Origin of the sequence: Pollutimonas sp. M17, from assembly GCF_025836975.1 — a bacterium.
GTDB lineage: Bacteria > Pseudomonadota > Gammaproteobacteria > Burkholderiales > Burkholderiaceae_B.
Genome location: NZ_CP107548.1, coordinates 1912838 through 1936852 on the forward strand (window position 1 = coordinate 1912838; position 24015 = coordinate 1936852).

The 24015-nt window shown below is 63.9% G+C and carries 27 protein-coding genes; 12 read left to right on the plus strand and 15 right to left on the minus strand.

Annotation, left to right across the window (positions count from 1 at the left end; all coding sequences use genetic code 11):
* Positions 1–5 precede the first annotated feature (5 nt).
* From OEG81_RS09100 to OEG81_RS09125, 6 genes are all read left to right on the plus strand, one after another.
* Positions 6–644 carry a cytochrome c oxidase subunit 3 gene (locus OEG81_RS09100; protein ID WP_264132435.1) on the plus strand — a complete coding sequence of 213 codons (639 nt, stop codon included), beginning with the start codon at positions 6–8 and terminating at the stop codon, positions 642–644.
* Positions 645–696: 52 nt separating this feature from the next.
* Positions 697–1020 (plus strand): cytochrome C oxidase subunit IV family protein, encoded by a 324-nt coding sequence (locus tag OEG81_RS09105; RefSeq protein WP_264132437.1) that lies wholly within the window; start codon positions 697–699, stop codon positions 1018–1020.
* A gap of 74 nt (positions 1021–1094) precedes the next feature.
* Entirely contained in the window at positions 1095–1814 is a 720-nt protein-coding gene (locus tag OEG81_RS09110) for a response regulator transcription factor (protein WP_264132548.1), read from the plus strand.
* Positions 1811–3223 (plus strand): sensor histidine kinase, encoded by a 1413-nt coding sequence (locus tag OEG81_RS09115; protein ID WP_264132438.1) that lies wholly within the window; start codon positions 1811–1813, stop codon positions 3221–3223. Before OEG81_RS09110 ends, OEG81_RS09115 begins: the two co-directional genes overlap by 4 nt.
* Before the next feature lie 166 nt (positions 3224–3389).
* Positions 3390–3851, plus strand: a complete 462-nt coding sequence (locus OEG81_RS09120) for a tripartite tricarboxylate transporter TctB family protein (RefSeq protein ID WP_264132439.1) — start codon at positions 3390–3392, stop codon at positions 3849–3851.
* Between the two features lie 12 nt (positions 3852–3863).
* A complete protein-coding gene (locus OEG81_RS09125) occupies positions 3864–5369 on the plus strand; it encodes a tripartite tricarboxylate transporter permease (protein WP_264132440.1) in 1506 nt (501 codons plus the stop codon).
* 62 nt (positions 5370–5431) lie between these two features.
* On the opposite strand, the gene OEG81_RS09130 is transcribed toward OEG81_RS09125, so the two are convergent.
* The 4 genes from OEG81_RS09130 to arfB form a co-directional block, all read right to left on the minus strand.
* Complete coding sequence (locus tag OEG81_RS09130; RefSeq protein ID WP_264132441.1) at positions 5432–6214, minus strand: anti-sigma factor family protein; 783 nt, start codon at positions 6212–6214, stop codon at positions 5432–5434.
* The gene (locus tag OEG81_RS09135) at positions 6211–6738 is read right to left on the minus strand and encodes a sigma-70 family RNA polymerase sigma factor (RefSeq protein ID WP_264132443.1); all 528 of its coding nucleotides are present in this window, start codon (positions 6736–6738) and stop codon (positions 6211–6213) included. The genes OEG81_RS09130 and OEG81_RS09135 overlap by 4 nt, the downstream gene beginning before the upstream one ends.
* A 14-nt stretch (positions 6739–6752) precedes the next feature.
* The gene (locus tag OEG81_RS09140; protein WP_264132444.1) at positions 6753–7118 is read right to left on the minus strand and encodes a hypothetical protein; all 366 of its coding nucleotides are present in this window, start codon (positions 7116–7118) and stop codon (positions 6753–6755) included.
* 173 nt (positions 7119–7291) lie between these two features.
* Positions 7292–7711, minus strand: coding sequence for an alternative ribosome rescue aminoacyl-tRNA hydrolase ArfB (arfB, locus tag OEG81_RS09145; protein ID WP_264132446.1), 420 nt, complete (start codon positions 7709–7711; stop codon positions 7292–7294).
* 182 nt (positions 7712–7893) lie between these two features.
* Here arfB and OEG81_RS09150 point away from each other — a divergent pair, with 182 nt between their 5' ends.
* Positions 7894–9156, plus strand: coding sequence for an FAD/NAD(P)-binding oxidoreductase (locus tag OEG81_RS09150; RefSeq protein ID WP_264132447.1), 1263 nt, complete (start codon positions 7894–7896; stop codon positions 9154–9156).
* A gap of 55 nt (positions 9157–9211) precedes the next feature.
* Here OEG81_RS09150 and OEG81_RS09155 read toward each other — a convergent pair whose 3' ends face one another.
* Complete coding sequence (locus tag OEG81_RS09155) at positions 9212–10180, minus strand: Bug family tripartite tricarboxylate transporter substrate binding protein (RefSeq protein WP_264132448.1); 969 nt, start codon at positions 10178–10180, stop codon at positions 9212–9214.
* A 49-nt stretch (positions 10181–10229) separates the two neighbouring features.
* The gene (locus tag OEG81_RS09160) at positions 10230–11105 is read right to left on the minus strand and encodes a fumarylacetoacetate hydrolase family protein (RefSeq protein WP_264132449.1); all 876 of its coding nucleotides are present in this window, start codon (positions 11103–11105) and stop codon (positions 10230–10232) included.
* A 178-nt stretch (positions 11106–11283) separates the two neighbouring features.
* Between OEG81_RS09160 and OEG81_RS09165 the strand changes: the two genes are divergently transcribed.
* Positions 11284–11988: a FadR/GntR family transcriptional regulator gene (locus OEG81_RS09165; protein ID WP_264132450.1), complete on the plus strand. Its 705-nt coding sequence runs from the start codon at positions 11284–11286 to the stop codon at positions 11986–11988.
* Positions 11989–12053: 65 nt separating this feature from the next.
* Here the strand turns inward: OEG81_RS09165 and OEG81_RS09170 are convergent, their stop codons facing one another.
* A complete protein-coding gene (locus OEG81_RS09170) occupies positions 12054–12407 on the minus strand; it encodes a carboxymuconolactone decarboxylase family protein (protein ID WP_264132451.1) in 354 nt (117 codons plus the stop codon).
* Between the two features lie 159 nt (positions 12408–12566).
* Here OEG81_RS09170 and OEG81_RS09175 point away from each other — a divergent pair, with 159 nt between their 5' ends.
* Positions 12567–13115: an NADPH-dependent FMN reductase gene (locus OEG81_RS09175; RefSeq protein WP_264132452.1), complete on the plus strand. Its 549-nt coding sequence runs from the start codon at positions 12567–12569 to the stop codon at positions 13113–13115.
* A 58-nt stretch (positions 13116–13173) separates the two neighbouring features.
* Here OEG81_RS09175 and OEG81_RS09180 read toward each other — a convergent pair whose 3' ends face one another.
* Both OEG81_RS09180 and OEG81_RS09185 read right to left on the minus strand, forming a co-directional pair.
* Positions 13174–13470, minus strand: coding sequence for an acylphosphatase (locus tag OEG81_RS09180; RefSeq protein ID WP_264128930.1), 297 nt, complete (start codon positions 13468–13470; stop codon positions 13174–13176).
* Positions 13471–13520: 50 nt separating this feature from the next.
* Positions 13521–13853: a c-type cytochrome gene (locus tag OEG81_RS09185; RefSeq protein WP_264128931.1), complete on the minus strand. Its 333-nt coding sequence runs from the start codon at positions 13851–13853 to the stop codon at positions 13521–13523.
* A 78-nt stretch (positions 13854–13931) separates the two neighbouring features.
* On the opposite strand from OEG81_RS09185, the gene chrA reads away from it, so the two are divergent.
* Positions 13932–15161, plus strand: a complete 1230-nt coding sequence (gene chrA / locus OEG81_RS09190; RefSeq protein WP_264128932.1) for a chromate efflux transporter — start codon at positions 13932–13934, stop codon at positions 15159–15161.
* Positions 15162–15165: 4 nt separating this feature from the next.
* Here chrA and OEG81_RS09195 read toward each other — a convergent pair whose 3' ends face one another.
* Positions 15166–16962 carry a glycoside hydrolase family 15 protein gene (locus OEG81_RS09195; RefSeq protein WP_264128933.1) on the minus strand — a complete coding sequence of 599 codons (1797 nt, stop codon included), beginning with the start codon at positions 16960–16962 and terminating at the stop codon, positions 15166–15168.
* A 208-nt stretch (positions 16963–17170) separates the two neighbouring features.
* Here OEG81_RS09195 and OEG81_RS09200 point away from each other — a divergent pair, with 208 nt between their 5' ends.
* Positions 17171–17596 (plus strand): universal stress protein, encoded by a 426-nt coding sequence (locus tag OEG81_RS09200; protein ID WP_264128934.1) that lies wholly within the window; start codon positions 17171–17173, stop codon positions 17594–17596.
* Positions 17597–17598: 2 nt separating this feature from the next.
* Here OEG81_RS09200 and OEG81_RS09205 read toward each other — a convergent pair whose 3' ends face one another.
* The 3 genes from OEG81_RS09205 to gnd are packed head-to-tail and all read right to left on the minus strand — an operon-like array spanning position 17599 to position 21253.
* Positions 17599–18756, minus strand: a complete 1158-nt coding sequence (locus OEG81_RS09205; protein WP_317135343.1) for a PQQ-dependent sugar dehydrogenase — start codon at positions 18754–18756, stop codon at positions 17599–17601.
* 38 nt (positions 18757–18794) lie between these two features.
* Positions 18795–20231, minus strand: coding sequence for a glucose-6-phosphate dehydrogenase (gene zwf / locus OEG81_RS09210; protein ID WP_264128935.1), 1437 nt, complete (start codon positions 20229–20231; stop codon positions 18795–18797).
* Positions 20228–21253: a phosphogluconate dehydrogenase (NAD(+)-dependent, decarboxylating) gene (gnd, locus tag OEG81_RS09215; protein ID WP_264128936.1), complete on the minus strand. Its 1026-nt coding sequence runs from the start codon at positions 21251–21253 to the stop codon at positions 20228–20230. Before gnd ends, zwf begins: the two co-directional genes overlap by 4 nt.
* A 106-nt stretch (positions 21254–21359) precedes the next feature.
* On the opposite strand from gnd, the gene OEG81_RS09220 reads away from it, so the two are divergent.
* Positions 21360–21842, plus strand: a complete 483-nt coding sequence (locus tag OEG81_RS09220; protein WP_264128937.1) for a redoxin domain-containing protein — start codon at positions 21360–21362, stop codon at positions 21840–21842.
* On the opposite strand, the gene OEG81_RS09225 is transcribed toward OEG81_RS09220, so the two are convergent.
* A complete protein-coding gene (locus OEG81_RS09225; RefSeq protein WP_264128938.1) occupies positions 21839–22600 on the minus strand; it encodes a slipin family protein in 762 nt (253 codons plus the stop codon). The two genes, OEG81_RS09220 and OEG81_RS09225, sit on opposite strands and share 4 nt — an antisense overlap.
* Positions 22590–23993, minus strand: a complete 1404-nt coding sequence (locus OEG81_RS09230; protein WP_264128940.1) for an NfeD family protein — start codon at positions 23991–23993, stop codon at positions 22590–22592. The genes OEG81_RS09225 and OEG81_RS09230 overlap by 11 nt, the downstream gene beginning before the upstream one ends.
* Positions 23994–24015: the final 22 nt, after the last annotated feature.

Below are 24015 nucleotides of genomic sequence, written 5' to 3' on the forward strand. Positions count from 1 at the left end.
CAGCCATGGATGCAGCCACGCCGGACAGCGAGCAAGACATCGGGCGGCAGGCAGCCCGGACCCGCCTGGGAATGTGGGCTTTCCTGGGATCCGAAGTCATGTTTTTCGGCCCGGTGTTCTTTGCCTACTTGTATGGGCGATTCATGTGGCCGCAGGCTTTCGAAGCGGCCAGCCGCGGCACCGACCTGCTTTGCGGCGCGGTGAACACCGCGGTGCTGCTGACCAGCAGCCTGGGCGTCGCCGTGGCTCACTTGCTGGCCGATCGCGGCGCATATGGGCGGGCGCGACGGGCGCTCGATGCCGTGGTGTTGCTGGGCCTGGCTTTCCTGGCGATCAAAGGCTATGAGTACGTGCAGGATTGGCGCGAACAGCTTGTGCCCGGCCCCCATTTCCATCTGCAGGGCGCCGTGAACCAGGCCGGCGCGCAGTTGTTCTACTTCGTGTACTTTTTCGCCACGGCGCTGCACGCCCTGCACCTGACCGCGGGCATCGCGCTGATGCTCCACTGCCGCCGCGCGCTGCGGCGGCGCCCGGGCCGCCCAACACTGCGGCGGCTGGAAGCGGCCGGGCTTTATTGGCACTTCGTGGATATCGTCTGGATCTTCCTGTTTCCGGCGCTCTACCTGGCGGGGAGAGCCCTATGAGCGTCGAACGTCCAGGCACGCTTCGTCACGTCCTTCCGGTCGGGAGCGCGGCATGAAACGGCTGATCGGAGTCTGGCTGGGCCTGATGCTTCTGCTTGCCATCAGCACCTTCAGCGCGCTGCTGCCCCTGGGCATTCTCAACACCATCCTGAATGTTGCCATCGCCGTGGCCAAGTCGCTCCTGGTGCTTATGTATTTCATGCAGCTGCGCCGCAGCATTGCCCTGCTGCGCCTCGTTGCCATGGTCAGCCTGCTTACCCTGACCCTGTTTTTCGTCCTGGCCGGCGCCGATTTCATCACCCGTACCATCGAACGCGCCCCATGGCAGGCCGCGCAACCCAGCGTGGCCGAGGACTACTCGCCGGCAGCACGGTAGACCCGCAATGTTGTACATTTCCAGGCTGCGGCCGTCATGACATTGACAGCCCTTGAGCCTGGAGAACACCCGTGATTTGGAATTGCCTGATCATCGAAGATGACCGCGAGAACGCCCATTACATTGCCGACGGCTTCCGCGAGTTGGGCCATTGGCCCGTCGTCTGCTATGACGGCGTGGAAGGCCTGCAGCGCGCCACGACCGAACCCTGGGACATCATTGTGCTGGACCGCATGCTGCCCAACCAGGTCGATGGACTGTCCATACTGACCACCTTGCGCGGCGTGGGCATCAAGACCCCCGTGATCGTGCTCAGCGCCCTGACCGCGCTGGACGAGCGCGTGCGCGGCCTGAAGTCTGGAGGCGACGATTACCTGACCAAGCCTTTCGCACTGATCGAACTGCTGACCCGGGCCGAGGCACTGGTCCGGCGCTCAAAAAGCAGCGATACCGACCGCATTCTGCAATATGCCGATATCCGGCTCGATCTGACGGTGCCCAGGGCCACGCGGGCGGGCCGGCCGATAGCCTTGCAGCCGCGTGAATGCCGCTTGCTGGCCTATATGCTGATGCATCCCGACCAGATACTGACCCGCGCCATGCTGCTGGGCGCGGTATGGGGCTACCAGTTCAATCCGCAGACCAACGTCATCGACGCGGCGATAAGCCGGCTGCGGCAGAAGGTGGATGGCGACTTCGCCTCCTCGTCCCCCCTGATCCATACGGTGAGAGGCGTGGGCTATACGCTGTCCAACAAGCAGGACGCTCCGGGCAAGGCGCAAGACCCGGCATGATCACTCAGCGCGCGACCGCGGCATGGCGCCGGCTGTGGGCCTCCGTGGCCTTCCGGCTGACGTTCAACTACGGCCTGCTGGCCGTCTGCACCACGATCTTCCTGCTTATCTTCGCCTACGGGAAAATAGTCGACGTTTTCCAGACGCAGTTCTCGCGCCAGGTCATATTGACCACCCAGCGCCTGGCCGTGCACTCCCAGGAATACGGGCGGCAATCCCTGCGCTCTGAAATCAGGCAGCTGCTGTCCGACCAGACCGATATCGACACCGAGATGTACCTGCTGATCGACGAGCAGGGCCGCAAGCTGGCCGGCAATCTGGACCTGTTTCCGGCATCCGATTATGTGCGGGATCCGCCCGCGCCCATCCAGTTGAACGTGCTGCGCGCAGGCACTCCGGTCACGGCGCTTCTGGGCATACATCCGCTGGCCGACGGCAGCTTGCTGGTGGTGGGTCGCGATACGCACGATCTGAAGGAAATCAAGAAGCTCATCGGCAATGCCATCATCGCCGCGACCCTGGTGGGCCTGCTGCTGGTGCTCATCGGCACCTTCATTTTTCGCCGCGAGCTGCGGCGGCGCGTGGAGGCCATCCGGGACACGGCCTTTCATGTCGGAACGGGCGAACTGACACGGCGCGTGCCGGTGGCGCCCGACGAGGATGAGTTCGCGCAGTTGCGGCAAGACATCAATCACATGCTGGACCGCATCGAAACCTTGATGAAAGGCGTGCGCAATGTCTCCGATTCCATCGCGCACAATATCCGCACGCCGCTGGCCCGCGTCCTGGCCAAGCTCGATCAGGCCAGGCACGAGATGCGCGATGCGGCCGCCCTGTCGGTGGCCATCGATTCAGCGTCCGATGAAATCATGGATTTGATTTCCGTGGCGGAGAAGCTGCTGCTGATCGCCGAAGCGGAATCGGGTGTGCGGCGGCAGTCGTTCCGGCCCGTGCAGCTGGAGCGGCTCGCCCGGGATGTGATCGAACTGTACGAGCCGCTGGCCGATGAGAGCGGCACACGGCTTGCGATGAGCAGGCCGTCGCAAGCCGATGGCGATGCCGGCACCTGGGTGCTGGCCGATGCCGACCTGCTGGCGGGCTCCCTGGCCAACCTGGTCGACAACGCGCTGAAATACGCGGGCGACGGCGCCCGCATCACGATAACGACCGCCAGTCGCGGAGACAAGGCTGTGCTGACGGTGAGCGACAATGGGCCGGGTGTCGCCGCCAGCGACCTGGCGCTGCTGGGCACGCGGTTCTATCGGGTCTCGCCCGACATACCGGGCTCGGGCCTGGGCCTGGCTTCGGTCCAGGCCATAGCCTTCCTGCACGAAGGCGCCCTGCATTTCCATGACGCCGGCCCCGGGCTCCGGGTGGAAATCGAATTGCCCCTGCATCAGGCCCCTTGATTGCGGGAATGCGCCCGGACATTACCGAATGGTAATGATCCGGTAATGCGCGACAGCGCCCAAAGCGGCCTTCTCTCCCCTACTATCCCCTGCTGCGCTCATCGACGTCCGGCGCACCGGCGCGTGAGCGGAGCATACCGATAATGAGAGAGGGATTTTCATCGACATGAGAGTGAAGAACAAACAGGACTTCTGGTCCGGAATCATGTTTTTCGTGCTGGGGGTGGGGTTTGCCCTGGGCGCGACGAACTATTCCATGGGTACCGCGGCCCGGATGGGGCCCGGTTATTTTCCATTCTGGCTGGGCGTGGTCATGGCCGCGCTGGGTTCGATCGTGGCGCTCAGCGCCACGAAAGAAAAGGCCGAAGACGTCGAACTGGAGAAGTTCGACTGGAGCATCGCGGTCATTCTGCTGGGCAGCGTATCGCTCAGCGGCGTGCTCCTGGATTACCTGGGGGTCTACATTTCCGTGTTCCTGCTGGTCTTCCTGAGCAGTTTTGCCAGCCACGTATTCAGCTGGAAAGTGGCGGCGCTGAACGGCCTGTTCCTGGTCGTTTTCGTCTGGCTGGCATTCATCAAGGGCCTGGGACTGATCTTCCCCCTGTGGCCCAGCTTTCTAGGCAATTAAAGGAACCCGAAAATGGAATTGTTTGAACACCTTGCATTGGGCTTCTCGGTTGCCTTGTCCATCGAGAACGTCGCGTACTGCCTGCTGGGCTGTCTGCTAGGGACCGCGATCGGCGTGCTGCCGGGCATCGGACCCGTCCCGACCATCGCCATGCTGCTGCCCATCACCTATGTGCTGCCGCCCGTAGCTGGCCTGATCATGCTTGCCGGTATTTACTACGGCGCCCAGTACGGCGGCTCGACCACCGCCATTCTGGTGGCCCTGCCCGGCGAGACCTCCGCTGTGGTGACCGTCCTGGATGGACACCAGATGGCCCGCAACGGCCGGGCCGGCGCGGCTCTGGCCATTGCCGCCATCGGCTCCTTCTTTGCCGGCTGCTTCGCCACGGTGCTGCTGGCCGGCTTCGCGCCTCCCCTGGCCGAAGTCGCCTTCAAGTTCGGTCCCGCCGAGTACTTCTCGCTGATGGTGTTGGGCCTGATCGGCGCCGTCGTGCTGGCATCGGGCTCCCTGCCCAAGGCCATCTGCATGATCCTGCTGGGCCTGCTGCTGGGCATGGTGGGCACCGACGTGAACTCCGGCGTGGCCCGCTTCGACTTCGGCATTCCCGAATTGCAGGACGGCATCGACTTCGCCGTGGTCGCCATGGGCGTGTTCGGCTTCGCCGAGATCATGAGCAACCTGGAACTGAAAGACCAGCGCGTGGACCTGACCGACAAGGTGGGCTCCCTGTATCCCAACAAGCAGGAATTCAAGGAATCGTGGCCGGCCTGCGTGCGCGGCACCGCCCTGGGTTCGGCCTTGGGCATCCTGCCCGGCGGCGGCGCGACGCTTTCTTCCTTCGCGTCCTACACGCTGGAAAAGAAGCTGTCCAAGAACCCCGAACGCTTCGGCAAGGGCCACCCGGCCGGCCTGGCCGGCCCGGAATCGGCCAACAACGCCGCCGCGCAGACTTCCTTCATCCCGCTGCTGACCCTGGGCATCCCCGGCAACGCCGTGACGGCCCTGATGATCGGCGCCATGACCATCCACAACATCCAGCCCGGCCCGCAGGTCATGACCAGCCACCCGGACCTGTTCTGGGGCCTGATCGCCTCGATGTGGATCGGCAACCTGATGCTGATCGTGCTGAACCTGCCGCTGGTCGGCCTGTGGGTCAAGCTGCTGAAAGTGCCCTACCGCATCCTGTTCCCGGCCATCCTGGTGTTCTGCACCATCGGCGTGTACTCGCTGAACTACAACGTGTTCGACATCTGGATGACGGCGGCCTTCGGCCTGGTGGGCTACATCTGGGCCAAGCTCAAGTGCGAAGGCGCCCCGCTGCTGCTGGGCCTGGTGCTGGGCCCCATGATGGAAGAGAACTTCCGGCGCGCGCTGCTGCTGGCCCGCGGCGACTACACCACGTTCTTCACGCGGCCCCTGTCGCTCAGCCTGCTGGTCGTGGCTGCGGTGCTGGTGGTTCTTGTGACCCTGCCGTCGATCAAGAAAAAGCGCGAGGAAACCTTCGTCGAAGAAGGTTGACCCCTTCCTTCCTGGACCAAGTCGCGGCGCGGCGCCGGAAGCATCCGGCGCCGCGCTTTCGCTTACCGCCAGATCTCCGGTCTGCCGCCCAGAGCACCGCACACATCGACGGCCATGCTGCGCAAGTCCTCACGGGCCGCGCGCCCTGAAAGCGCATAACCCATTCCTCCGTCCACCCAGTAATACGTGCTTTGGCCATTCGCCTCGTGCATGGCACGCATGGCGCCGGGCCGGCCATTCGCCGCGGTAATGTACAAGGTCAGGCGCTGGCCGGAGGCATTCTCGTACATGAATTGCGCCGCCGGTCCGTTGGGTCCGGGCAGCAGGCGCCCGCCCAACAGGAAATAGCCATGCTCCCGCAGGGAAGGAATACTCAAGGTCCGATCCAGGCGCTTGGACAGCCAGGCCAATAGATGCTGCTCGTCCGCAACCGGCACCTCCACCGCGTGGCGCTGCTCCGGGGCATACACGGCATAGGCAAGATCCGCATCCGATGCAAAAGAGGGGCGCTCGCCAAAGTCCGCGCGCAGCCAGCCCGCCATCAGCCCCAGCGCCAATCCGCAGCCCAGCCAGACGGCCGCCGCCCCGGCCCGCGCCGTCCATCCGGGGCGGCGCGCAATCAGGAGCGGGGCCATGGCTCCTCCGCCGGCGGGGAACAGGGCCTTCAATGCCGAGTTCTGCGCGCGATAGGACGAAATACGCGTGGCGGCCGATGGGTCGCCCGCCACGCGCCCGATCAGTGCGGCGCACTCCTTGGGCGACAGTTCATTGTCGACCAAGGCCGACAGGGCTTGCCGATACGGTTCATCGTCGATCGGCGCATCGACAGCCGGATCGTCGTTCATCGGGGACTCCTTACCACCTTGAGCACAGGCTGCTTCGGTTCCCCGGCACCGTCCTCCGACATCAGGCTGTGCATGCGCTCCCGGGCGCGAGACAGGCGGGACATGACCGTGCCCCGGGGTATGCCCAGAACCGCGGCGGCTTCCTGATAGCTGAGTTCTTCAAGTCCGACGAGCAGCAGCACCTCGCGCTGATCGATGGGCAGCCGATAGAGCGCGCGCTGGACATCCCGCAAGAGCAGGCCATCGACTTGCTCCCGCGGCGCCTCGCCGTCCCGCCATTGCATGCCGCTGCCGTGGCCGCCGGCGTCATGCTGCTTGCGCAATTGGTCTATATACAGATGACGCAGCATGGTCAGCAGCCAGGCTTTCAGGTTGCTGCCCGCGCGCCACTTGAGCCGCCTGTTCAAGGCGCGCTCCGCCGTATCCTGCATAAGATCGTCCGCCCAGGCGGCATTGCCCGTCAATGCGTGGGCGTACCGGCGCAGGACGGGCAGCAAGGCCACCACCTCGGACTCGAAGCTCATCGGAACGGGCCGGATCAGGGCTTGGCGATATGCCAGATTCCCCTGGCCCCATCGCCCTTGGCGTCGCCCGGCTTCTGGTCCTTGACGAATCGGTACAAGGGTTGCCCTTTGTACGCCCATTGACGCTTGCCGTCGTGCGTCTGGACGAAGCTCCAGTCTCCGTCGGCCTTGTCGTCCGCCGCGGCCAGGGCCGGCGGCCAGTTCTGCGCGCATGCGGCATCGCAGGCGCTTTTGCCCTGAGTGTCCTTGTCGAAGGTATAAAGCGTTGCCCCGTCCGCGTCGACCCATTGCCCATTGCTCTGCTTGGGCGGCTCGGCCAGGGCCGGCCCCGCAAGCACGGCGCAGACCGCCAGCAGAAATAAGGATTTCGATTGTTGCATGATCTCTCCTTTGTAGGGTGTGCCGCGCGGCCGCAACGGCAAAATGCGGTTGCGCGCCCATCGACGACACATCCTCTAAACGCACGGCGGCCTCGGTTTATTCCAAGCCTATCCTTTGTTTTTCATCTGCTTGCACTTTACCGCCGCCGGCCGGCCTTTCGGGCCTTGAGCACTCAGTGGAAATCGTCGACCTTGGCGCGCAGCCTTTTCACCTCTCCGTGCAAAGTCTTGCGCTGCACCCGTCGGCGCTGCGAGGCCCGCGTGGGCCGCGTCGCCTTGCGCGGAGCGGGCTTGTCCAGGGCCTGGCGCAGCAGTTCGTCCAGCCTCTCCAGCGCATCGGCGCGGTTCTTTTCCTGGCTGCGAAACGCCTGGGCCTTGATCACCACGACGCCTTCCTTCGATATACGCCTGTCATTCAATTCGCGCAAGGCGTCCTTGGCCTCTTCGGGAAGGCTGGATGCCGGGATGTCGAAACGCAGATGAACGGCACTGGACACCTTGTTGACGTTCTGTCCGCCCGCCCCTTGGGCGCGGATCATGGTGAATTCGATCTCGCGCTCGTCGATGGATATCTGCTTGCTAGTGGGCTGCATGTCTTCGCTTCCGTGTCCGGCGAGTGGTTATAGCACCGCAAGGCATATTCAAATACCCACTTGGTCGTTCTATCGCCACCGGCCCTTCCTTAAAATAGAAAAAAACAATTGATTCGATAGTATAAATTTATGAATGGACGGTGCCGCGAGGCTCTGTCCGCCACACTGATCCAAGGCACACAATGAACGAAGCAGCGACGCCGCAAAACCGGCATACGGTGGTGATTATCGGGGCCGGCACGGCCGGCGTCTCGGTGGCGGCGGCTCTGCGCCGCAGCCTGCCCCGCCTGGACATCGCGGTGGTGGAACCGTCGCGGGAGCACTATTATCAGCCCGCCTGGACGCTGGTGGGCGGCGGCCAGTATGCTCTTGAAAAAACCCGCCGCGATGTGGCGGGCCTGCTGCCGGAATCGGTAAGGCTGATCGCCGCCGAAGTGGTATCGTTCGCGCCCGATGACAACGAAATCATACTGAACGACGGCAGTCGGCTGCATTATCAGTTCCTTGTCGTCGCCGCCGGCATACAGCTCAACTGGGCGGCGATCGAAGGTTTGCCCGAAACGCTGGGCAAGAACGGCGTCAGCAGCAATTATCGCAGCGATCTCGCTCCCTATACCTGGGAATGCATACAGAACCTCAAGGCGGGAACGGCTGTTTTCACCCAGCCGGATACACCCATAAAATGCGCGGGCGCGCCCCAGAAGGCGCTGTACCTGGCGGCGGACTATCTGCGCAGGCAAGGCCGCAAGGCGGACCTGCGCTTCTATACCGCCGCCGGCGCCATGTTCGGCGTCCCCTTCTATTCACGTGCGCTCGACCAGGTGATGGCGGGCTACGAAGCCACGCCGGTATTCAGCCACAAACTGCTTGCGGTCGACGGAGCCGCAAGGACGGCGACCTTCGAAACCGGCAGCGGCGAGGAAAAGCGGCAGGAGGTGGTCCGCTTCGACTTCCTGCACGTCGTGCCGCCGCAAAGCGCGCCCGATTTCATCCGCAACAGCGTTCTTGCGGATGCCGCGGGCTGGCTGGAGGTGGACAAATCCAGCTTGCAGCACACACGCCACGCCAATATATTCGGCCTGGGCGATTGCACGTCGACGCCCAACAGCAAGACCGCCGCGGCCGTCAAAAGCCAGGTGCCGGTCGTGGTGGGCAATGTGCTGTCGGCCTTGCAAGGCGGCGGCAACGTTCTTGAATACGACGGCTACGCCGCCTGCCCCTTGACCACCTCGGCCGGCAAGGTTCTGCTGGCCGAGTTCTGCTATGGCGGCGCGGTGTCGCCCAGCCTTCCGTTGGACCCGCGGGTGCCGCGCCGCCTGTATTGGTGGCTTAAAAAGCGCCTGCTGCCCTATTTCTACTGGAACGTGCTGATCCGTGGCAAGACCCTGAAGCAGACGCACAAGCAGCGCAGCTTCCCCGACACCCTGCCGTCCATACAGCCCTGAGAGACCCGGCGGCGAACCAAAAGGAACACCGCCGCCAGGGCCGGCCGGGCGGAGATCAGTCCACCTTGCCGATGGCTTTTACCGCCTTGACCAGGGTGGCGTCGTCGGCGTCCCAGTATTTCTGGAACTCGGGCGCGTCCATGTACTCGATGGGGCTGCCCGCCGCCAGCACCTTGGCCTGTATGGCCGGATCGTTGGCGACCTGCTTGGCGCTGGCGCGCAAGGTCTTTATGACCTCGTCGGGCACGCCCGCCGGTACGAATATCCCCGACCACTGCACGAACTTGGCGTCGTAGCCCAAGGATTGCAGGCTGGGCACGTCGGGCAGGGTTGCCAGGGGCTTGTCGCCCCAATGCGCCAGGGCGCGCAGTTTCCCTGCCTTGATGTGCTGCACGATGCTGGACGGGCCGCTGGATATCGCCTGCACCTGGCCGCCCAGCAGCGCCGCAACGGCCGGACCGGCGCCGGTATAGGGCACATGGGTCAGCTTGATGCCCGCGGCGTTTTCCAGCATGGCCATCGGCACGTGCATCGAACCGTAGATGCCCGAGCTGCCGTAGTTGATCTTGCCCGCTTCCTTCCTGGCGGCCTCCACGAACTCCTTGGCCGTTTTCCAGGGTGAATCGGCGCGCACCACCAGCACAGTGGGGTCGGCGGTGATGCGTGCAATGGGCTTGAACTGGCTGATCTCATAAGCCGGCTTGCGGCCCAGAATCTTGTCGGCCTCGGGCAGGATGGAGATGGACGAAAGCATGAGCATGATGGTGTAGCCGTCGGGCTTGGCCCGCGCCGCCTCTCCCGCGCCGATGGCGCCGCCCGCCCCGACCTTGTTCTCGATGACCACCGGCTGGCCCAGGCTGTGCGACATGGCGTCCGCGATGGGGCGGGCCACGGTGTCGGTCACCCCGCCCGGCGGAAACGGCACGATCATCTTGATCGCATGATCGGGATACTTGGCCAGGACGCTGCTTGACAACAGCAGCGCGGCGACGGCGCCCAGCGTTTTCAATGTTGTTTTATGCATTTGTTTGTCTCCTCGGTATTATTCTGCTCGATGGCTGCTTGCATCGACGCTAGATGAATCTGTTTTCAAGCACTCCCAGTCCGTCTATTTCTATGCGTACGACATCGTTGGTTTTCAAGTACTCCGGCGGATTCAGGCCCATGCCGACGCCGGCGGGCGTGCCGGTGGCGATGATGTCGCCCGGCAGCAGGGTGATGCCGCGCGAGCAGGTCTCGATCAGCGCGGGTATATCGAAAATGAAATCGCGCGTGTGGCCGTCCTGGCGCGGTTCGCCGTTGACCCAGCAGCGCACGCGCGTGCTGGTGCCGTCCAGTTCGTCGGCGGTGACCACCCAGGGTCCCATGGGGCAGAAGGTATCGAAGGACTTGCCCAGATCCCATTGCTGGTGGCGCATCTGGACGTCGCGCGCGGTCACGTCGTTGACGATGGTGTAGCCGAACACATGCTTCAGGGCATCGTCGCGGCTTATGTTCTTGCCGCCGGTGCCGATGATGACCGCCAGTTCGGCTTCGTAGTCGATCTGGCTCGAAATGGCGCCAGGCAGGACGACCTGGTCGTTCGGCCCGACCACGCATTCGGGAAGCTTGGTGAACACGATGGGCCATGCCGCGGGGTCGGCGTTGTTGGCCTTGAACACCGAGCCGGACAGCTCCTTGGCATGCGCGTGGTAATTGCGCCCCACGCAGAAGATATTGCGCCGGGGCGCGGGGATGGGCGCCTTGAGCACCACCGAATCCATGGGAAGGCGGGTGCCCGGCAAGCTGGAAAGATCTTGCCCCCTGGCGGCCAGATCGACCAGGGCAAGCACGCCCTTCTGTGCCTCTTCGGCGGAAAGATCCAGCCGGGTCAGGCTGGATCCGTCGGCCGACACCGCGCCCACGCAGCGCTCCGTGCCATCCCCGTGTGTAAATGTTGCAAATCGCATCGCGTTTCCTGTGTTACCAATTGGTTCTTGTTAGAGAAATACCCGAACCCATCCGGTCTGGGTTGAAAGTCATTCTAGAACCAAAGCCCAGGCTGTACAACAAAAAATCGCCCGTTTTTTATTGACCAATTGGTACTGCTTGGATAAGATCCAGGGCTGAATATCAGGAGTTCCCGAAATGGACGAGATGCTCGAGAACATGGCTGTCCGAGCCGAAGGGGCGAAGGCGCTTGCCCGCCATCTCCTTGAGGAAATGGCGGCGGGCCGCCTGCGCGAAGGCGTCAAGCTTGCGCCCGAACGCGAGCTCAGCCAACGATTCGGCGCCTCGCGCGGAGCCGTCCGCCGTGTACTGGCCGAGCTGCGCCAGCGGGGCCTGATCACGCAGGCGGTGGGCAGCGGCACGTTTGCGTCGGCCGCCGCGCACACCCTTCAGGCCTCCGGCGGATCGCGGGGACCGGTGCTCGACACCAGCCCGGCCGAGCTCATGGAGGCCCGGCTGCTTATCGAGCCGCTGATGCCGGCCCTGATCGTGCGCAATGCCAGCGCGGCCGACTTTGCCCTGATGCAGGAATGCCTGGAAAAATCCGAAGCCGCCCTGACCATAGAAGAATTCGAACACTGGGACGAAACGCTGCACAAGTCGTTTGCCCAGGCCACGAACAACTCCTTCTTCCTGCACATCCTGGACTTGACGAATCGTGTGCGGGAACAAGGCGAATGGGGCCGGCTCAAGCGCAACTCGCTGACCACCGAGCGCCGCCGCCAGTACGAGCGGCAGCATCGGGGCATCGTCGAGGCGCTGAAAGACCGCGATGCCGCCCGGGCCCGCGCCCTGCTTCTGGAGCATCTGGAACAAATACAGCAGAATCTTTTCCAGGCCTGATCCCCAAAAGCCCAGCTCACTGCCTGCGTCGGGCACGTCGATTATCGGCTGCCGGCGCTGGCCTTTCAGCCCTGGCCCGGCATAGGGCCCTTTGCATGATTGATGGTGTCCAGGGCCAGCGTTGAATGCGCATAGGCGCCGCCCGCCCGCATTTCGGCCGCGACCCATATGGCCTCCATGATCTCCTGTTCGCTGGCACCCTGCTTGACGGCAAGCTCGGTATGGCCCTTGATGCAATAAGGACATTGGGTGACATGCGCCACGGCCACGGCAATCAGCTGCTTGGTTTTCTTGGGCAAGGCGCCGTCGGCGAAGACGGCGGCGCTGAAAGCCCTGAACGCGGCCTGTATGTCGGGCGCCAGGTCGGCCCTTTGCTTGGCAAGCTCTTTGCTCATGACGGGGTACATCGACTGATCCATGCTGTTTCTCCTGAAGTGAACACAATGCTGCGGCGAACCCTTGGCCACATGATAGTCCTATCATGAATCGGCCCCGATGCGAAAGATATTGTGCATTGCGCCGATTTGACTCAGACTGATCGTTCGCCTTTCCATTTTCCGTCTGTACAGGAGGTCACCATGAGTCAATACCAGATCGCCGTCATCGTAGGCAGTCTCAGAAAAGATTCTTTCAATCGCAAGCTGGCCAAGGCGCTGACCCGCCTGGGGCCTGCGGAGTTCTCCTTCAAGCCCCTGAAGATCGGCGATCTGCCCCTGTACAACCAGGATGACGACGGCAATCAGGCCGATTCCGTCAAGCGCCTGAAAGCGGAAATAACGGCATCGCAAGGATTGCTGTTCGTTACGCCGGAATACAACCGTTCCGTGCCCGGCGTACTGAAGAACGCCATCGACCATGCCTCGCGCCCCTACGGCCAGAGCGCCTGGGCCGGCAAGCCCGCCGGCGTCATCGGCGTCTCGATAGGCGCCATCGGTTCGGCGCTGGCGCAGCAGCATCTGCGCAATATCCTCGCCTATCTGGATGCCCCCGCCATGGGCCAGCCCGAAGCCTTCATCCAGGCGAACGACACGCTGTTCGACGATGCAGGCAACATAGGCCCGGCCAGCAAGGATTTCCTGCAGGGCTGGATGGACCGCTACGTGGCCTGGGTAAAAAAGCACGCCTGACGCATGAAGGCCCGCAGCCCCGGATGAACCGGCAGCCGCGGGCCGATATCAGCAGACCTTAGATTTGCTCGAAGCGCTCGAAATAGCGCTCGGTGAACGCTTCGCTATGGTCGACTTCGGACACGCGCGCGCCCGGCGGGCCGACGTGCAGCCATGAAAGCAGCCGGTCGACGCGGTCATGAGGACCCTGCAGCAAGGCCTGCACCGACCCGTCGTCCAGATTGCGCACCCATCCCCTGACGCCCAGCAGATGCGCCTGGCGCACCGTGGCGGCCCTGAATCCGACGCCCTGCACGCGCCCCTTGATGTTCACGTCGAGGGTTTCAGACTCGCTGTCCTTGTATAGCTTCTTCATGATGCTCAATGTATGTAGGGCCGGGGACGCCGCCGGCCCGCAGGCGCCGCTTACTGGGGGGCGCCTTCCAGGACCCATTCGACGACCATTTTCAGATCGGCGTCCGAAATGTTTGGATTAGGCGGCATGGGTATGGGCCCCCATACTCCACTGCTGCCTTCCCGGACGTGCTTGGTCAGCACCGCGGCCGCGTCGGCATCGCCCTTGTGCTTGGCCGCCACGTCTTGATAGGCCGGCCCCACCAGCTTCTTGTCGACCGCATGACAGGCCAGACAGGCATTCTTGTTGAGGATCTCGTGCACCTTGGCGGGGTCGGGCGCGGCTTGCGCCAATCCGCCACAGGCCGTCAATGCAACAAACGCGGCAAGCTTTCCAAATTTCATCGCTGTTTACCTCCGGATTGATTCACTTCATGATGGCTTTGTTTATTATGTCACGATCTTTCTGACACGTCCCTTGCCATGCCCATCCATTCCCGCTCCGCTCCCACGCACGACTTCTCCCGGGAAGCGTGGGCGGTTTTCCTGGCTTTCCTGCGATTGGGACTGACCTCGTTCGGCGGACCGGTCGCCCATCTGGGCTATTTCCGTGACGAATTCGTTACGCGCCGACAGTGGCTGGACGACCGCAATTACGCCGACCTGGTGGCCCTATGCCAGTTCCTGCCCGGCCCCGCCAGCAGCCAGGTGGGCATGGCCATAGGGCTGACCCGGGCCGGCTATGCCGGCGCGCTGGCCGCATGGCTGGGCTTCACCCTTCCTTCCGCCGCGGTCATGATCCTGTTCGCATCAGGCATGGCCCATTGGGGCGGCTTCGTTGCAGACGGCTTCCTGCACGGCCTGAAGATCGCCGCCGTCGCCGTGGTGGCGCAGGCGGTCTGGGGCATGGGACGCAGGCTGTGCACCGACGACCGGAGGATCGCCCTTGCGATCGGCGCGGCGTGCCTGACGCTGGCATGGCCGGGCTCGGCCGGGCAGATCGCCGCCATGGCCCTCGCGGCGGCGCTTGGAATAGGATGGCTCAAACCCGCGGATGCCCATGCCGCCAGCCCGGCCGGCCTGCATCTGCCAATAAGCCGCAAGGCCGGCCTTGCATGGCTTCTTCTGTTCGCCGTCCTGCTTGTCGGGCTGCCCATCGCCGCCCAGGCCAGCGGGAATACGATGCTGTCCCTATTCGACGCCTTCTATCGCGCGGGATCGCTGGTGTTCGGCGGCGGCCATGTGCTGCTGCCTTTGCTGCAGGCCGAGGTCGTACCCAGGGGATGGGTGTCCGATGCCGGTTTCCTGGCAGGCTATGGCGCGGTTCAGGCCGTACCCGGCCCTCTCTTTACCTTTGCCGCATTCCTGGGCGCATCCATCGACACGGGCTTCAACGGGGTGCTGAATGGAATGTGGGCCTTGAGCGCCATTTTCATTCCCTCCTTCCTGCTGGTGTGCGGCGCCCTGCCGTTCTGGAACCCATTGCGCCAGAACCTGCGCATGCGCGCGGCGATGGACGGCATCAATGCCGGCGTCGTGGGGCTGCTGCTCGCGGCCTTGTATCAGCCCGTATGGACCGGCGCCATCATGACGCCGGCCGACTTCGGCCTAGGGCTGCTGGCCTTTGGCGCCCTGATGTACTTCCGGGCCGCGCCATGGCTGGTGGTCGCCGCCTGCGGCCTGGCCGGCTGGCTGCAGGCGGCGCTGTTGTAATCCCTCAGGCGTGCGCCCTTTCCTGCGCGGGCGCCTGCACGCGATGCAGGTTCAGGGCCGTATTGATGATGCCGACGTGACTGAAGGCCTGCGGGAAGTTTCCCAGCATGCGACGGTCTTGAGGATCGTACTGCTCGGCCAGCAGCCCTACGTCGTTGCACAGGCTGGCCAGGTGCTCGAACAAGGCATGGGCGTCATCGTCGCGCCCCTGCAGCACATAGACGTCGGCCAGCCAGAAGGAACAGACCAGGAAGGTTCCCTCGCCCGGCGGCAACCCATCCACCCCGTACTCGGTTTCATAGCGCAACAGCAGGCCGTCGCGCATCAGCCGCTTTTCGATGGCGGCCACCGTGCCCAGCACGCGGGGATCGTCCGGCGGAAGGAAGCCGGTCAGCGCAATATGCAGCAGGCTGGCATCCAGGCATTTGGAGCCGTAGTACTGGACGAAGCTGCCCAGTTCCGGATCGTAGGCCTTGCGGCAGACTTCCTCGCGGATCTCGTCGGCCACGCGCCGGCAGTTTCTTGAAAACTCGCCGCCGTTCTCCAGCGTGCCGGCGACGGTGGCGATCCGGTCGAAGGCCACCCAGGCCATGACCTTGGAATGCGTGAAATGCTGCTGTTCTCCCCTGATTTCCCAGATTCCCTCGTCGGGCTGGCGCCAGGCCTTTTCCAGGAATGGCACGATGACCTCGGCAATCGCCTCGATGCGCCGATGGCGGGGCAGCATGCCCTTGATCGCCTGCGCCATGGCGTCGGCCACTTCGCCATAGACGTCCAGCTGGGTCTGCGTGGCGGCCGCATTGCCTATGCGGACCGGCTGCGAATCTTCATAGCCGCCGAGCCAGGGCAATTCGTATTCCGTCAGGCGGCGTTCGCCGCCCAGCCCGTACATGATCTGCATCTGGTCGGGATTGCCGGCCACCGAGCGGGTCAGCCAATCGCGCCAGGCGCGGGCCTCGTCGAAATAGCCCAGGCTCATGAAGGCCAGCAGCGTCATGGTGGCGTCGCGCAGCCAGCAATAGCGGTAGTCCCAGTTGCGCTTGCCGCCCAGCTTCTCGGGCAGCGAAGTGGTGGGCGCCGCCACGATGCCGCCGGTCGGCAAGTAGGTAAGCGCTTTGAGGGTGATGAGCGAGCGCTTGACCAGGCCGCTCCAGGGTCCGACATCGGGGCAGCGGCTGGAGAATTCATGCCAGAAGTATTCGGTTTTCGCCAGTGAAGCCTCGGCGTCGAACGCCTCGGCCACCGGTTCGTGCGAGGGCTGGTGCGACAAGGTGAATACCTTGCGCTCTCCTTCGGATACGCTGAATCTGGCCGTTGAATGCTGGGCCCGCGCCTTGATGGGGGTCGGGGTGCGCAAAACCAGCATTTCCGGACCCGCCACGGCGGTCAGGGTAAGCGGGTCATGCCGTTCGACCCACGGTACGGTCCGGCCGTAATCGAAGCGGATGACCAGGTCCATGTCGAAGGCGACCCGGCCTTTCACGCCCACGACAATGCGCGCGACGCTGGAATGGGTGAAAGTGGAAGGCATGAAGTCGATGAGGGTGGCGATGCCGTCATCGGTCTGGAAGGTGGTTTCCAGTATGAGCGTGCCGTCGTGATAGCTGCGCTTGACGCTGCGCACCTGCCCTGTCGGGGCAATTTTCCATCGGCCGTTTTCGGGGGTGCCCAGCAAGGCGGCGAAACATGCGGGCGCATCGAACCTGGGAAAGCAGAGCCAGTCGATGGCCCCTTCTTTGGACACCAGCGCCGCCGCGCGGCAGTTTCCAAGTAGTGCATAGTCTTCGATTCGGGCTGCCATAGTCCTCCTTGCGGATAGGCCTCGAACTGCTGCGAGGCTGCTTAGCTAATCGATGAAGTCATGTGCATGCGCTGTTCTTGATTTAAATCATGACGCGTTCCAGTGTGTCTTTTACTATGTGAATATAAGGCAAGCGCCCCGGCCATGCCAGCCGGCGCCTGAAACGTTATATACAATCAAACCACAACAATTTACTAAAGAGGCTCTCATGAAGACCATACTCGTTCCAGTAGACGGTTCCGATTCGGCAGTCCGCGCGGTCAAGGCGGCCATCAAGGAAGCCGGCGCCGCGGGCCAGGCCGACATACATCTCATTACCGTCCATCCGCCCATTGTATCGGGCAACGTCAAACGCTTCTTCTCCGCCGACGCCATCAAGGACTACTATGAAGACGAAGGCCGCAACGCGCTGATGTCGGCCAAGGCCGTCCTGGACGAGGCAGGCGTGGCCTACCGCGAAAAAATCGAAGTCGGCCCCATTGCCGTGACCATTGCCGATTACGCCAAGAAGAACCACTGCGACCAGATCATCATGGGCACGCGCGGCCTGGGCAGCGTAGGCGGCCTGGTGCTGGGCTCCATCACCATCAAGGTGCTCAGCCTGGTCGACATCCCGGTCACCCTGGTCAAGTAAATTCAATCCTTCAGGCCTATCTTCAAAAGCTTGCCATTGGATTCATCGGTCAGCACATACAGGAATCCGTCGGGGCCGACGCGTACATCGCGGATGCGTTCCCCCATGGATTCCAGCAAGCGCTCTTCATGCACGACCTTGTCGCCTTCAAGCCGCAGGCGTATAAGGGCCTGGTGCTTCAATGCCCCGATGAACACGGAATGCCGCCAGGCCGGAAAGCGGTCGGCATCGTAAAACGCCATGCCCGATATGGCCGGGGAAACCTTCCAGTAATAGACCGGCGCTTCCGTGCCGGGGGCCGACTCCCCCTGCGCTTCCGGTATGGCGAAACCCGAATAATTGATTCCGTGCGTGGCGACAGGCCATCCGTAGTTGCGCCCCGCCTGCGGAATGTTGAGCTCGTCGCCGCCGCGCGGGCCATGCTCATGCGTCCATAAGCGGCCGGACCACGGATTCAGCGCGGCGCCTTGCTGGTTGCGATGGCCGTAGGACCAGATCTCGGGACGCGCGCCCGCCTTGCCCTTGAACGGATTGTCGTCGGGCACGCTGCCGTCGGGATGAAGGCGGACGACCTTGCCCTGCAGCTTGTCCAGGTCCTGCGCGGTGGACCGCTGATTGTTTTCGCCCAGCGCGATGAACAAATGCCCCTGCGCGTCGAAGACCAGCCGGGAGCCGAAATGCGCGCCGGTGGACAGCTTCGGCATCTGCCTGAATATCACGGTGAAGCCGGTCAGCTCTGCCGCATCGGGAGCAAGCACGCCATAGCCCACCGTCGTGCCGGCGCGGCCGTCATCGCCCTTTTCGGCATACGAGAGGTATACGCGCCGGCTTGCCTGGAAATCGGGCGCAAGGGCCACATCCAGCAGCCCTCCCTGGGATCGCCCATAAACGGCCGGAACGCCCTTTATGGGCGCCGAAAGGCCAGTCCCGGGGCGCCAGAGGCGCAGCGTCCCGGGCCTCTCGGTAATCAGCGCGCCCGAGGCATCCGGCAGGAAGGCAAGGGACCAGGGATGATCCAGGCCCGCCAGCAATTGGTCGACGACGACCATGCCGTGTTCGCTGGCCTGCCCTCGCATGGCGCCCTCCTGCGCCGCAGCGGGCGGGACGGCCAAGGCAAAGAGGCTTGCGGCAAAACCCAGTCGGCATGCAAGGCGATGCATCCGCGGACTGCTCGATGGAATCATGGCGATCACCTCGGCTATATCGGGACGGCGGGCCGTGCATCGCCGCAGGCGCTTTCCGGCTCGGGATCATGCCAGGCGCCGTGGCCGGCGGTCAGCTGCGCTGCCTGCCGGGGGCCCCAGCCGCCGGGGGCATAAGGCAGGGCCCGGGCATGGCGGGTCAGGACCGGCTGCACTACGGCCCAGGCGGCCTCTATGGCCTCTTCACTGGTGAACAAGGCCCTGTCGCCCGACAGGGCGTCGCCAAGCAGTCTTTCGTAGGGCGACTCTTCCATGGAATCGTCGTCCAGCAGGTAAAGTTCGCGCTGCTCGCCGACGAACTCCTTGCCCGATCGCTTCACGCGGGCGGCCAGCGCGACGGCCGAGCGCGGCGACAGGCGAAAGCGCAGGTAGTTCGCCCTGCCCTTGGCCGGATGCGAGTCGGCAAACAGTTCCTGAGGCGGCGCCTTCAACTGGATCAGGACTTCGGCGGCGTCCTCGGCCAGGCATTTTCCCGAACGCAGGAACCACGGCACGCCGGCCCAGCGCCAGGAATCGATGAACAGGCGCAGCGCGCAATAGGTTTCGACATCGGAACGGGGATCCACGTGCGCCTCTTTCCTGTAGCCCCGGTATTGCCCGCGCACCAGATCGTCGGCCCGCAAGGGACGCATGGCCTGGAACACCTTGGCCTTCTCGGCGTGCACGGCGTCGTAGCCGCGATAGGCGGGCGGCTCCATGGCCAGCAAGGCGACGATCTGGAACAGGTGGTTCTGGATCACGTCGCGCAGGCAGCCGGCGCTTTCATAGAAAGCGCCGCGATTGCCCACGCCAAAGGTCTCGGACAAGGTGATCTGCACACTGTCGATATGGTCGCGGTTCCAGATGGGTTCCAGAAAGGAGTTGGCGAAGCGGAAATACAGGATGTTCATGATCGCTTCCTTGCCCAGGAAGTGATCGATGCGGAAGATGGCCTCTTCGGGAAAGACCGAACAGGCCAGGCGGTTGAGCTCGCGGGCCGAGGCCAGGTCGCGTCCGAAAGGCTTCTCGACGATGACGCGCGCCCCTTGCGCCAGGCCGGCGGCGTCCAGGCTTTTGATGACGGTCGCGAACAGCGAGGGCGGGATGGCAAGGTAGTGGGCCGGCCGCCGCGCCCCGCCCAGGGCCTGCTTCAATCGTGCGAAGGTGTCGGGCCGGGTGTAGTCTCCGCTGACATAGCTGACCTGGGAAACCAACTGCTCGAAGGCCTCCTTGTCGTCTATCTTGCCCGATTGGCGGATGCTGTCGGCGATGCGCTTGCGCAACTGCGCCCGCGTCATCGCCGACGACGCCACGCCGATGACGGGCACCTTGAGCCGTCCACGCTTGATCATGGCGTAAAGGGCGGGAAATATCTTCTTGTGCGCCAGGTCGCCCGTCATGCCGAACAGCACCAGGGCGTCGGACGCGTTCCTCCTGTTTTCCGCTGTCGTCACACCGTCGATCCTCCTTTGGGCTTTTCGGTATGGCCGCCGAATTGCTTGCGCATGGCCGAAAGGACGCGGTTCGCATACACCGCATTGCCTCGCGACTCGAAGCGGGAAAACAGGGCCGCGCTGAGCACGGGGGTGGGCACGCCCTGATCGACGGCCGCCGCCAGCGCCCATCGCCCTTCGCCGGAATCGGACACATGGCCCGCATAGCCGTCCAGGTCCGGATCGCCCTGCAGCGCCTGGGCCGTCAGGTCCAGCAGCCAGGAACCGATCACGCTGCCGCGCCGCCACAGTTCGGTGATTTCGGGAATGTCCAGGTCGTAGCGATAGTGTTCGGGATGGCGCAAAGGCGTCGTTTCCGCATTCGCCTCGCGTTCGTGCTTGCCGATATTGGCCTTGTGCAGGATGTTCAGGCCTTCGGCATAGGCGGCCATCATGCCGTATTCGATGCCGTTATGGATCATCTTCACGAAATGCCCTGCTCCGTGGGGGCCGCAATGCAGATAGCCGCTGTCGGCGGTGCTTGGCGCCGGACGTCCCTGGGTCATCGGCACCATGTCGGCGCCGGGCGCCAGGGCCGCGAAAACGGGCTCGAGATGCTTGAATGTCTCCGCCTCGCCGCCGACCATCAGGCAATAACCCCGATCCAGCCCGGCCACGCCGCCGCTGGTGCCCACATCCATGTAGCGGACGCCGGCCAGCGCCAGTTCGGCGGCGCGGCGGATATCGTCATGATAGGAAGAGTTGCCGCCGTCTATGACGATGTCGTCCTTGTCCAGCAAGGGCAGCAGGCTTTCCAGCACGCCGTCCACGACAGCCGCGGGCACCATCAGCCACAGCACGCGCGGCGCGGACAGGGACGAGACCAGCTCGGCCAGGTCGGCGCACCCCTTGGCGCCCTGCGCCTGCACTTTAGCAACCGCCTCCGGATGGCTGTCGTACACCACGCAGTCATGGCCTTTCTGCAGCAGGCGCTGCACCATATTGCTGCCCATACGGCCCAATCCGACCATCCCTATCTGCATTTGAATCTCCGAGAAAAAACCCTAAACGCTACCATAAAAAGCGGAAAGGACTAGACTATCTGGATCGCGCCAATCAAAGCAAGCGCCATGCCCGAGGATACGCCCCATGACCTCCATCGCCTACGAACAGGCACCGCCGCTGGCCGTCAGCCAATGGCTGAATGCCCGCCCGGAATTGACGCTGGAATCGCTGCGTGGTTCCATTGTCGTCCTGCATGCCTTCCAGATGCTTTGTCCCGGCTGTGTATCCCACGGAATACCTCAAGCCAAGGCCATCCATGCCGCGTTCCCGCCCGACAAGGTCAGGGTGATCGGCCTGCATTCGGTCTTCGAGCACCATGCCGCGATGGAGCCGGTTTCCCTGAAGGCCTTCGCACACGAGTACCGCCTGGGATTCCCCATTGCCATCGATCAGCCGTCGTCCGACGGCCCCATACCCCTGACCATGCAGGCCTACCGCCTGCAAGGCACGCCCAGCCTGATCCTGATCGATCGGTCCGGCTTCATTCGCCTGCATCATTTCGGACCGCTGGACGATCTACGGGCCGGCGCGGCCATAGGACAGTTGCTGGCCGAGGGACAAGGCTAGCCCGATTTCCTGCCCAGCAGGGACGAGAGCAGATCGACCGGTATCGGAAAGACCAGGGTCGAACTTTTGTCTCCGGCCACCTGGGTCAGGGTCTGCAAATACCGCAGCTGCATGGCCGAGGGCTGGGTGGCCAGGATCTCCGCCGCTTCCATGAGGGCCTGCGCCGCCTGCTTCTCGCCCTCCGCATGGATGACCTTGGCGCGCCGCTCGCGCTCGGCTTCGGCCTGGCGGGCGATGGCCCGCACCATGTTCTCGTTCAGGTCTATGTGCTTGATCTCGACGTTGGTGACCTTGATGCCCCAGGAGTCGGTCTGCGCATCCAGTATCTGCTGCACATCCAGATTCAGTTTTTCGCGCTCGGACAGCATTTCGTCCAGCTCGTGCTTGCCCAGCACGGCGCGCAGGGTGGTCTGCGCCAGCTGGCTGGTGGCTTCCAGGTAGCGCTCGACCTGGATGATGGCCTTGTCGGGAGCGACCACGCGAAAGTACACGACGGCGTTGACCTTTACCGATACGTTGTCGCGCGAGATGACGTCCTGGCTGGGCACGTCCATGGTGACCACGCGCAGGTCGACCCGCACCATCTGCTGGACCACCGGGATGACGAACACCAGGCCCGGCCCCTTCACGCTGGTGAAGCGGCCCAGGGTGAACACCACGCCTCGCTGGTATTCCCGCAGAATCTTCAAGGCATTGAACAGCACCAGCAGCAGGACGATGACGATGGCCGCCAGGCCGATATTGAAGCTATAAAACATGACGTTCCCCCTTTGAGCGCAAGGCGGCTCCGCCGCCGGCGCGAACACGGATGACTTGCAGGACAAGGCCGTCCAATGCAACGACCTGGATGTCGTCCCCCGGTGAAAGGGGCTCTTTGCACTGGACGCGCCAGCTTTCTCCCCGGACCTCGGCGTAGGCCACGCCCTTGTCCACCGAGGTCACGGTACCTGGCAGGCCAGGCATTTCCTCACGGCCGCTGACTACCGCCCGCTTATGGGCGCGGGCCGCCAGGGCGCCTATTCCGGCGATCAGGGCTGCGCTGACGATGGCCAGCCCGATCAGAAACGGCACGGAAAGATCGAAGCCCGGTATGCCCGTATCCGTCAGGAACAGCCCACCCAGCACAAACGCGATGACGCCTCCTATGCCAAGGGCCCCGAAGCTGGGCAGGAAGGCCTCGGCGATCATCATGGCGGTGCCCGCGGCAACCAGGCCCACGCCGGCCCAGTTTACCGGCAGCATCTGGAAGGCGTACAGCCCCAGCAACAGGCAGATCAGGCCCGCCACACCCGGCAGCGCCGCCCCGGGGCTGGTCAGTTCGAAGAACAGGCCGTAGATGCCCACCATCATCAGTATCAGCGCGACCTGCGGATTGGCCACCAGTTCCAGCACACGGTTGCGCCAGTCCGGCGCCACCCGTTCGACGCGCGCTCCCGCCGTGGACAGGGTGACCGTTGCGCCGCTGTCCAGCTTGACCTGGCGGCCGTCGATGCGGGCAAGCAGGTCCTCCACGCTGGCGGCGATGACGTCGACGACGCCGGCCTTCAGCGCCTCGGGCGCGGACAGGCTGCGCGCCTCCAATACGGCCTGCTCGGCAAAATCGGCATTGCGTCCGCGCAATTGCGCCAGGCTGCGTATATAGGCGGCGGCGTCGTTGGCTGCCTTGTGCGCGAGCGTGCCGCCGTCGCTCTTCTTGTTTTTGTCGCCGTCGGATTCAGACGCTTGCGCGGGGCCGGATCCGCCTATGGACACCGGCGTGGCCGCGCCCAGATTGCTGGCGGGCGTCATGGCCGCGATATGGCTGGCATACAGAATGAAGGTGCCCGCGCTGGCGGCGCGCGCCCCGCCGGGGCTGACAAAGCCCGCCACAGGTATGGGCGAGGCCAGTATCCGCCGTACGATGGAGCGCATGGACGTGTCCAGCCCGCCCGGAGTATCCAGTTCCAGCACCACCAGCGCGGCGCCTTCTTCGGCGGCCTGCGCCAGGCCGCGGACGATGAAGTCGGATGTGGCCGGACTGATGATGCCGTCCACCTGCAGGACTTTGACAACAGGCTCGGCGGCGGCCGCCGGGCTGCGCGCCAGGCAAAAAATGGCCAGCAGACCCGCCATTACACCGCATGCGAACCACCCCGGTCGCGCCCTGCCCATGTCGGTTCCCCTTCAAGCGTTA